9 protein-coding genes are annotated in these 9,306 nt (G+C 69.9%); 6 read left to right on the top strand and 3 right to left on the bottom strand.

Annotated features, from left to right (window positions below):
* Positions 1 to 99 precede the first annotated feature (99 nt).
* Complete coding sequence (locus ACWEIJ_RS44870; protein ID WP_449843404.1) at positions 100 to 702, bottom strand: N-acetyltransferase family protein; 603 nt, start codon at positions 700 to 702, stop codon at positions 100 to 102.
* A gap of 56 nt (positions 703 to 758) precedes the next feature.
* Between ACWEIJ_RS44870 and ACWEIJ_RS44865 the strand changes: the two genes are divergently transcribed.
* From ACWEIJ_RS44865 to ACWEIJ_RS44850, 4 genes are all read left to right on the top strand, one after another.
* Entirely contained in the window at positions 759 to 1,673 is a 915-nt protein-coding gene (locus ACWEIJ_RS44865) for an ATP-binding cassette domain-containing protein (RefSeq protein ID WP_449843403.1), read from the top strand.
* A complete protein-coding gene (locus tag ACWEIJ_RS44860) occupies positions 1,673 to 2,446 on the top strand; it encodes an ABC transporter permease (protein ID WP_449843402.1) in 774 nt (257 codons plus the stop codon). Before ACWEIJ_RS44865 ends, ACWEIJ_RS44860 begins: the two co-directional genes overlap by 1 nt.
* Position 2,447: 1 nt before the next feature.
* Positions 2,448 to 3,293: an ABC transporter permease gene (locus ACWEIJ_RS44855; protein ID WP_449843401.1), complete on the top strand. Its 846-nt coding sequence runs from the start codon at positions 2,448 to 2,450 to the stop codon at positions 3,291 to 3,293.
* 61 nt (positions 3,294 to 3,354) lie between these two features.
* On the top strand, positions 3,355 to 5,316 hold the full coding sequence (locus ACWEIJ_RS44850; protein WP_449843400.1) for a TIGR03960 family B12-binding radical SAM protein: 1,962 nt from the start codon (positions 3,355 to 3,357) through the stop codon (positions 5,314 to 5,316).
* 4 nt (positions 5,317 to 5,320) lie between these two features.
* Here ACWEIJ_RS44850 and ACWEIJ_RS44845 read toward each other — a convergent pair whose 3' ends face one another.
* Positions 5,321 to 6,181, bottom strand: a complete 861-nt coding sequence (locus tag ACWEIJ_RS44845; protein ID WP_449843399.1) for a helix-turn-helix transcriptional regulator — start codon at positions 6,179 to 6,181, stop codon at positions 5,321 to 5,323.
* A gap of 21 nt (positions 6,182 to 6,202) precedes the next feature.
* Here ACWEIJ_RS44845 and ACWEIJ_RS44840 point away from each other — a divergent pair, with 21 nt between their 5' ends.
* Positions 6,203 to 6,919 (top strand): SDR family oxidoreductase, encoded by a 717-nt coding sequence (locus tag ACWEIJ_RS44840; protein WP_449843398.1) that lies wholly within the window; start codon positions 6,203 to 6,205, stop codon positions 6,917 to 6,919.
* A gap of 6 nt (positions 6,920 to 6,925) precedes the next feature.
* On the opposite strand, the gene ACWEIJ_RS44835 is transcribed toward ACWEIJ_RS44840, so the two are convergent.
* Entirely contained in the window at positions 6,926 to 8,344 is a 1,419-nt protein-coding gene (locus tag ACWEIJ_RS44835) for a S8 family peptidase (protein WP_449843397.1), read from the bottom strand.
* 205 nt (positions 8,345 to 8,549) lie between these two features.
* On the opposite strand from ACWEIJ_RS44835, the gene ACWEIJ_RS44830 reads away from it, so the two are divergent.
* Complete coding sequence (locus ACWEIJ_RS44830; protein WP_449843405.1) at positions 8,550 to 9,275, top strand: TIGR03936 family radical SAM-associated protein; 726 nt, start codon at positions 8,550 to 8,552, stop codon at positions 9,273 to 9,275.
* Positions 9,276 to 9,306: the final 31 nt, after the last annotated feature.

Below are 9,306 nucleotides of genomic sequence, written 5' to 3'. Positions count from 1 at the left end.
TTGGGGTTTGGCTAGTGGGGGGGGGGGGGGGGGGCGGGGGGGGGGCGCGGCCCCCCCCCCCCCACCCCCGCCATCGCCGCTCGCCTTCGGCGTTGCGGATCAGGTGTTGGTGTCGTTGTTGCGGCGCGGGCTTGAGCCGAGGCCGCCTGGCTTGGAGCCGTTGAGGATCGTTCCCTCCGGGTAGCCGAGCGGCAGGTACATGTCGACGGAGTCCCAACGCTCGTTGCCCACGGCAATGGCGTTCGGCATGCGGCCGTACTCGCGGAAACCGAGGCTTTCGTAGAGCTCGATCGCGCCGTGGTTGTTGCCGCGCACGCCCAGCATGATGATCTCGATGCCCGCGCTGCGGGCGTGGTCGACGAGGCCCTGCACCACCAGTTTGCCCAGGCCCAGGCCGCGTGCGGCCGGGTGGGCCATGATCTGCTGGATCTCGGCGCGGTGCTGGAAGACGGCGGTGCCGCCACGGCGCCACAGGCCGACGGCGCGGACCACACCGTCCACAAGGGCCGTGGCGAAGGCGGCGTCGCCGTCGCGGCACTGTTTGAGGACGCCGTCCAGCCAGAGCGAGATGCGTTCGAGCGTTGGGGGCTCGTGGTAGCCGACGGCGCCACCGGCCGCGACTACGTCGTGCACGACGGTGTGGATCTCGGCACGCTGCTGGTCGGTGGCTTCGGAGAGCCACCGCAGTTCGATCTCCGGCATGGGCGCGATCGTAATTGCGTCGAAAATTGTCGGACCTGTTCGTTAACGTCGGGCGGGTGGAGAACCTCGTCGAGGCCAAGGCGCTGACCAAGCATTTTGGGACGTTCGAGGCCGTGCGCGGCATCGACGTCGAGGTGCGCCGCGGGGAGGCCTTCGGGTTCCTGGGGCCCAACGGGGCCGGGAAGTCGTCGACCATGCGGATGATCTCGTGCGTGTCCGGGCGGACGGGTGGAGAGCTGAAGGTGCTCGGCATGGACCCGGACCGGGACGGGCCGAAGATCCGGGCGCGGATCGGGGTGGTGCCGCAGCTCGACAACCTCGACACCGAGCTGACGGTTCGGCAGAACCTGCAGATCTACGGGCGGTACTTCGGGATGTCGCGGCAGCGGTGTCGCGAGAAGGCGGACGAGCTGCTGGAGTTCGCGCAGCTCGCGGACCGGGCGGATCATGAGGTCGAGCCGCTGTCCGGCGGGATGAAGCGGCGGCTGACCATTGCGCGGTCGCTGGTCAACGACCCGGAACTGCTGCTGCTCGACGAGCCGACCACCGGGCTGGACCCGCAGGCGCGGCACCTGTTGTGGGACAGGCTGTTCCGGTTGAAGCAGGACGGGGTCACGCTCATCATCACGACCCACTACATGGACGAGGCCGAGCAGCTCTGCGATCGGCTGGTCGTGATGGACGGTGGGCGGATCGCGGCCGAGGGGGCGCCGAGTGAGCTGATCGGCCGGTACTCCACCAGGGAGGTGCTGGAGCTGCGGTTCCCGCCGGGGGAGGAGAAGCCGGAGCTGGAGCGGTTCGCGGAGCGGGTCGAGGTGTTGCCGGACCGGTTGTTGTTGTACACGCAGGACGGAGACGCGGCCCTGCAGCGGGTGCACGAGCACGGGGTGCGGCCGATTCAGAGCCTGGTGCGGCGCAGTTCGCTGGAGGACGTGTTCCTGCGGCTCACCGGACGGACGTTGGTGGACTGATGCGCACACTCAGGGCGTCGTGGTTCGGCTTCGAGAAGCACTGGACGTGGTACCGGCGCAACTGGCGGGCCACGGCGGTGTCGAGTTTTCTGTCGCCGTTGCTGTTCCTGCTGGCGCTCGGGTTCGGGTTCGGGTCGCAGGTGCAGTCCACCGCGTTGATCGGGGGCGTGCCGTACCTGGAGTACCTCGCGCCCGCGCTGGTCGTCATCACGGCGGTGCAGGGCGCCACGTTCGAGTCGACCTACGCGATCATGTCGTCGTTCCTGTGGCAGAAGACGTACATCGGCATGGTGGCCACCCCGATCACGCCTGCCGAGGTGCTCTACGGGCAGGTGCTGTGGAACGGGGTGCAGCTGTTCGCGCGGTCGGCGGTGTTCGTGGTCGTCGCGGCGGTGCTCGGTGCGGCGGCCGGTCCGGCCATCGTGTGGTCGGTGCTGTTCGCGACGCTGGCGGGGCTCGCGTTCAGCTGTCCGCTGATCGCCTACAGCGCGACGCTGGACAAACCGGACAGCTTCAACGTGATCTTCCGGTTCGTGCTCATGCCGATGACGTTGTTCACCGGGGCGTTCTTCCCGGTCAGCCAGCTGCCGGGCTGGTTGCTGCCGCTGGTGTGGCTCACCCCGGCGTGGCACGGCATCGAGCTCGCGCGGGGGACCACCTTCGGCACGCTGGGGTTGCTGCCCGCGCTCGGGCACGTCGCCTACCTGCTCGCCATGGCCTCGGCAGGCCTGTTCTTCGCCGCTCGTTCCTTCCATCGCAGGCTGGCGGTGTGACATGACCCAGACCCTCAACCGCGCGAACGGTGCCGCGCCCGCCAGTGTCGGGCTGCTGTGGCGGGTGATCCCGCCCGGCCTCTACGGCGGCAAGGCCAGCACGCTCGTCGAACGGGCCGCGCTGGTGAACCGGCGCGCGTGGTTCGTGCTCATCGGCGGCGCGTTCGAGCCGATGCTGTTCCTGTGGTCGCTCGGGCTCGGGTTCGGGCAGTTCGTCACCTCGGTCGCGGGGCCGGACGGGCGGCCGGTCAGCTACGCGGCGTTCGTGGCGCCCGCCCTGCTCGCGGCGTCGGCGATGAACGGCGCGGTGTACGACGCGACGTTCAACGTGTTCTTCAAGTTCAAGTACGCCAAGCTGTACGACGCGATGCTGGCCACGCCGATGGGGCCGTTCGACATCGCGATGGGCGAGATCGCCTGGGCGCTGCTGCGCGGCGGGCTGTACTCGGCGGGCTTCCTCTGCGTGATGCTCGGGATGGGGCTGATCGCCTCGCCGTGGGCGTTGCTCGCGCTGCCGGCGGCGCTGCTGGTCGCGTTCGCGTTCGCCGCGGTCGGGATGGCGGCCACGACGTTCATGCGGTCGTGGCAGGACTTCGACCTGGTGCAGCTGGCGGTGCTGCCGATGTTCCTGTTCTCGACCACGTTCTACCCGCTGTCGGTCTATCCGGGCTGGTTGCAGACGGTGGTCAGCTGGACGCCGCTCTACCACGCCGTCGAGCTCATGCGCGGGCTCACGCTGGGGGTCGTCGGGTGGGGGATGCTCGGGCACGTCGCCTACTTCGCGGTGCTGGCGGCCGTGGGGACGGTGGTGGCGGCGAGGCGCCTGGGGAAGTTGTTGCTGGACTGAGTTCAATTCGGTTCTGGCACGCGATTCGGTGCGGCAAGCGAGAGGCCGTTACTCTGGAAGCGTGAGTGTCGAGTCTGTTTTCCCCAGGTTGGAGCCTCTGCTGCCGCGGATCTCCAAGCCGGTGCAGTACGTCGGCGGGGAGCTCAACGCGACCGTCAAGGACTGGGACGCGGCGTCCGTGCGCTGGGCGTTGATGTACCCCGACGCGTACGAGGTGGGGCTGCCCAACCAGGGCGTCATGATCCTCTACGAAATCCTCAACGAGCTGCCCGACGTGCTCGCCGAGCGCACCTACGCCGTGTGGCCGGACCTCGAGAAGCTCATGCGTGAGCACGGGGTCCCGCAGTTCACCGTGGACGCGCACCGGCCGTTGAAGGCGTTCGACCTGATGGGCATCAGCTTCGCGACGGAGCTGGGCTACACGAACATGCTGACGGCGCTGGACCTCGCCGGCATTCCGATTCACTCGGCCGAGCGCACCGAGGACGACCCGATCGTGGTCGCCGGTGGGCACGCGGCGTTCAACCCCGAGCCGATCGCGGACTTCATCGACGCGGCGGTGCTCGGCGACGGCGAGGAGGCCGTCCTCGAGATCACCGAGATCGTGAAGACGTGGAAGGCCGAGGGTTGCCCCGGTGGCCGCGACGAGGTGCTGACCAGGCTCGCCGAGACCGGCGGTGTCTACATCCCGCGCTTCTACGACGTCGAGTACCTGCCCGACGGCCGCATCCAGCGCGTGGTGCCGAACCGCGACCGCGTGCCGTACCGCGTGTTCAAGCGGACCACGATGGACCTCGACGCGTGGCCGTACCCGAAGCAGCCGCTGGTACCGCTCGCCGAGAGCGTGCACGAGCGGATGAGCGTCGAGATCTTCCGCGGCTGCACGCGCGGCTGCCGGTTCTGCCAGGCGGGCATGATCACCCGTCCGGTGCGCGAGCGGTCCATCGAGGGCATCGGCGCCATGGTCCAGAAGGGACTGGAGGCGACCGGCTTCGAAGAGGTCGGCCTGCTGTCGCTGTCGAGTGCGGACCACAGCGAGATCGCGGAGATCACCAAGGGACTCGCGGACCGCTACGAGGGCACCAACACGGGCCTGAGCCTGCCGAGCACGCGCGTCGACGCGTTCAACATCGACCTGGCGAACGAGCTGTCCCGCAACGGAAGGCGCTCGGGTCTCACCTTCGCGCCCGAGGGCGGCAGCGAGCGGATGCGCCGCGTCATCAACAAGATGGTGTCCGAAGAGGACCTCATCCGCACGGTGTCGGCCGCGTTCTCCAACGGCTGGCGGCAGGTGAAGCTCTACTTCATGTGCGGCCTGCCCACCGAGGAGGACGAGGACGTCCTGCAGATCGCCGAGATGGCCAAGAACGTCATCCGCGCCGGCCGTCAGGCCAGCGGCCGCAACGACGTCCGCTGCACCATCTCGATCGGCGGGTTCGTGCCCAAGCCGCACACGCCGTTCCAGTGGGCCGCCCAGTGCGACCCGGACACGGTCGACGACCGCCTGCGCAAGCTCCGCGAGGCCGTGAACTCCGACCGCAGCCTCGGCCGCAACATCGGCATGCGCTACCACGACGGCAAGCCCAGCCTCATCGAAGGCCTGCTCAGCCGCGGTGACCGCCGCATCGGCAAGGTCATCGAGGCGGTGTGGCGCGACGGCGGCCGGTTCGACGGCTGGACCGAGCACTTCAGCTACGACCGCTGGACCACCAAGGCGGCGGAACAGCTGGAGCCCCTCGGTGTCGACCTCGCCTGGTTCACCACCCGCGAGCGCGAGGAGCTGGAGGTCCTGCCCTGGGACCACCTCGACTCGGGCCTCGACAAGGAATGGCTCTGGGCCGACTGGCAGGACGCGCTCGACGAGCGCGAGCAGGACGACTGCCGGTGGACGCCGTGCTTCGACTGCGGTGTGTGCCCGGCGATGGGCACCGACATCGAGGTCGGCCCGACGGGTCGCAAGCTGCTGCCGATCTCCCCGGTCGGCATCGGCTCACCGGTGCAGAACCCGGCGCTCACGCCCTGACGGCTCAGGTCGTCCGCCTGGCCAGCCTGCTCAGGTTCCGCGAGGCAGACGACCTGGGATCGGCCGTGATCAGGACGACCTCCAGGTCTTCCTCGGGCACGAGCAGGACGTCGCAGTTCAGCCGCAGCGGGCCGACGTCCGGGTGATCGATGGTCTTGGTGCGGTGCCGGGGAGCGTGGACCGGTCGCAGCTGCCAGATCCGCCGGAACTCCTCGCTGCCCGCGTGCAGTTCGGCCAGCAGGGCGGCCAGCTGCGGGTCCCGCGGGTAGCGGTCGGCGGCCCGGCGCAACCGCGCCACCACGATGTGCCCGAACTCCTCGGTGCCGGAGCTCTCGTAATTTCGCTCCTGGTCCAGGAAGCGGCGCCGGGCCAGGTTCGTCGTCCCACCGGAGAGGTCGCCGCCGAGCAGTGCCCTGGCCAGGGGGTTCCAGGCGACGACGTCGTACGCCGCGTCGGTGACGATGGCCGCGGTCTGGGGCAGTCGCTGGAGCATGCGGGCCACGTGCGCGGGTACCTGCCGCACGGGGTTGCCGGCGGGCGGCGCGCTCGATCCCGCCAGGCCGAACAGGTGGCTGCGCTCGGCCGGGGTGAGTCGCAGCGCTCCGGCCAGCGCGTCCAGGATCCGGGGCGACGGTCGTGGTCCGCGGGCCTGCTCCAGCCGCGTGTAGTAGTCGACCGACATGTGAGCGAGCTCTGCCACCTCTTCGCGGCGCAGCCCCGGCGTGCGGCGGGCGGTGCCCGTCGTGCTCAGGCCGATGTCGTGCGGCCGCAGGCCCGCCCGGCGGTCCCGCAGGAAGCGGGCCAGCTCCTGCCGCGCCATGCCGCCTCCCGCCTGGTACAGGTCGTCCCTGGCAGGGCGCCCCACCGCCAGGGAACCGTGGTCGCCATGAACGATCGCACAGCTCTGGTCACCGGTGCCAACAAGGGCATCGGCCAGCACATCGCCCGGCTGCTCGCCACCGAAGGCTTCACCGTGTACGTGGGCTCCCGCGACGCCGGACGTGGACAACAGGCCGTCGAGGAGATCGGTGTCGGCGCCCGGCTGCTGGTCCTCGACGTGACGGACCCCGACGGCATCGCACAGGCCGCGGCTCGGGTGGACCGGCTTGACCTGCTGGTCAACAACGCGGGTGTCAACCTGTCGCTCGCCACGCCGGCCGACACCGGCGTCGAGGAGTTCCGGCGCACGTACGAGACCAACGTGTTCGGGGTGGTGGCGGTGACCAACGCGTTCCTGCCGGCCCTGCGCCGGTCCCCGAGCCCGCGCATCGTCAACATCTCGAGCGGCACCGCGTCGCTGACCTGGAGTGCGCAACCCAATCCGCAGTTCACCCCGGGAAGTGGTGGCGCCGCCGCCTACCGCTCGGCCAAGGCCGCCCTGAACGCTCTCACCGTCTTCTACGCCCAGACGCTGGCCGAGGAGGGCTTCAAGGTCAACGCGCTCGCTCCCGGTCTGCGGGCCACCGATCTCACCCCAGGGGCCGCCGCTGTCGGCGGTGATCCGGCCGAGGCCGCCCGAGGTGCCCTCCGCCTGGCGCTGCTGCCGGACGACGGCCCCACCGGTGGCTTCTGGTCGTGGGACGGAACGCCCGTGCCCTGGTGACCTCGGCTACCTGGTGACGGCGGCCAGCGCGTCGACGAGGCCGTGGCCGTAGAAGGAGTTGTACTCCGAGTAGCCCGTGCAGAACGCGTCCTGCACACCCGTGCCGTTGAGGTCGTAGTCCGCCGGGCACGCCAACGTCTCGGCCTGCGCGTTCAGCATCCGCCCCAGCGTGACCGCGTCGGTGCCGGGATGCGTCGACGCGATCAGCGCGGCCACCCCGGCCGCGTGCGGGGTCGCCATCGACGTTCCGCACGAGTAGTCGTAACCGGACGGCACGGTCGAGAGCACGCACCCGCCCGGCGTCCGGGAGTCGCCGCCCGGTGCGGTCACGTCGATGGTGCCCAGGCCGTACGAGCTGTACCCGGCCTTGGTCTTGGTCGACTCGACGGCCGACACGCCGACCACGTTCTTGAGCTGAGCCGGCAGCACCACGCACGTCGAGTCGACCGTCCGCGTCTGCGCGTCGCCGTTCGTCGGCGACAACGAGTCACGCCCCGGCCGGGACAGGTCGGCGGCGTTGTTGCCGGCCGCCGCGACCGTCAGCACGTTGCGAGAGGTCGCGTAGTCGACGGCACGGCGCACGGCCTCGTAGATCACGCGCTGGCCGGGCTCGCTCTGGCACGTGAACAGGTACGGGTCGATGAAGTAGCTGTTGTTGGTGATGGTCATCCGCTGCTCGGCGGCCCACATGAAGCCGCACACGGCGTACTCGGGGTAGATGAAGCCGTCGTCGTCGACGACCTTCACGGACGCGATGCGCACGCCCGGCGCGACGCCCGTGGTCCCGCGGCCGTCGTCAGCGGCGGCGATGGTGCCGGCGACGTGCGTGCCGTGTGCGGACGTCGTCGGCGCCCAGGCGGTCGGCGACGGGTCGGGCTTCCCGGTCAGACAGCCCGCGGACAGCTCCGGGGCCAGCGCCGGGACGAGGTCGGGGTGATGCAGGTCGATGCCGGAGTCCAGCACGCCGACGACCACGGACTTCGACCCCGTGCTGATCTCGTGCGCGGCGGGGGCCTTGATGAGATCCATGTCCCACTGTTCGCCCGAGCGCTGTCCGGACGGCCGGAAGAGTTCGGTGTCGTCCTTCTTGCGCTGCGCCGAACGCCTGGCGACGCGCTCGGCCTGCGCGCTGTACGCGCGTTGCGGGCCGATCAGCTTGAGGAACGACGGGTCGGGAGAGGTCGCCACGGCGACCCCGATCTCCGGGTAGTACACGGTGGTGGTGCCACACGCCCGCGTGATCTCCGCGTTCGCCACCTCAGTGGGCGTGAGCTGCGAGAACACCACCAGGTAGCGCAGCGTCGGCCCCGGCTGGATGCACGAGTCGAGGACGGGCTCGGCGCCCGCGGGCGAGGACGCCGCCATGCACCCGGCCGCGAGCAGGGCGGTCATCGCCGCAGCCCGTGCGCGGTGGAGCAGAGGCACCGGGGACCTCCAGGTCGGCAAGGCGTCCAGTCAGCCGGACCGTAGCCACGCGCAACGATCTAGACAAGCTGAACGTTCTGAATCAGGTTCACGGTACCGTCCTCCTGGACGAACAGCCTGCGCCGATGGGACCGCTCACCCGTCGGAACACCTCATGGGAGCACCACTGAGCCGCCATCAGCCCAACAACCCTTCGGCCGCCGCCGTGCAGAAACTGCGCCTCCGCTACACCAAGCGGGGGAGGTTGCGTTTCACCTCGCACCGCGACATCGCTCGTACGTTCGAGCGTGCGCTGCGCAGGGCCGGAGTGCCCATGGCGTATTCGCAGGGCTTCAGTCCTCACCCGAAGGTGTCGTGGGTGGGGGCCGCACCGACCGGCGTCGCCAGCGAGGCGGAGTACGTCGAGGTGTCGGTCGTCGAACGGGTCGACCCGGAGGCGCTGAAGATCGCGCTCGACGCGGCGCTGCCACCCGGCATCGACGTGGTCGACATCGTGCAGGCGCACGGTGGCAACCTCACCGAGCGCATCGACGCGAGCGAGTGGCGGATCGAGCTCGACGGGGTGGACCCCGACGCGCTCGCGGCCGCGGTCGGCGTCTTCCTCTCGCGGGAGCGGGTCGAAGTCGAGCGTCTGACCAAGGACGGCAAGAAGATCATCGACGTGCGGCCCGCGGTCGTGTCGGCACTGGTCGAACCACGTTCGAGCGACGCGGGACACGATGAGGCCGGATTGTCACAACCGTGTGGGATACTCATGACGGTCGTTCGGCAGGTAACGCCTACCGTCCGACCCGACGACGTGCTGAATGCGCTTCGTGTCGTCGCCGATCTCGTGCCGCCGGTACCTGCGAGAGCAACCCGGATGGCGCAGGGACGGCTCGACGGCGAAGGCAGGCTGGTGGACCCGCTCCAACAGGACAGAGAGTCCTGACGCAGGGGCGCTGGAACGACAGTCGCGACGC

The organism is Lentzea sp. NPDC004789, from assembly GCF_053601075.1.
This window is presented reverse-complemented; position numbering and strand designations above follow the sequence as displayed.

Bases quoted from the DNA above. Each gene is read 5' to 3' on its own strand.
- ACWEIJ_RS44840 (WP_449843398.1), top strand. From the start codon at position 6,203: ATGAACGATCGCACAGCTCTGGTCACCGGTGCCAACAAGGGCATCGGC.
- ACWEIJ_RS44855 (WP_449843401.1), top strand. From the start codon at position 2,448: ATGACCCAGACCCTCAACCGCGCGAACGGTGCCGCGCCCGCCAGTGTC.
- ACWEIJ_RS44870 (WP_449843404.1), bottom strand. From the start codon at position 702: ATGCCGGAGATCGAACTGCGGTGGCTCTCCGAAGCCACCGACCAGCAG.
- ACWEIJ_RS44860 (WP_449843402.1), top strand. From the start codon at position 1,673: ATGCGCACACTCAGGGCGTCGTGGTTCGGCTTCGAGAAGCACTGGACG.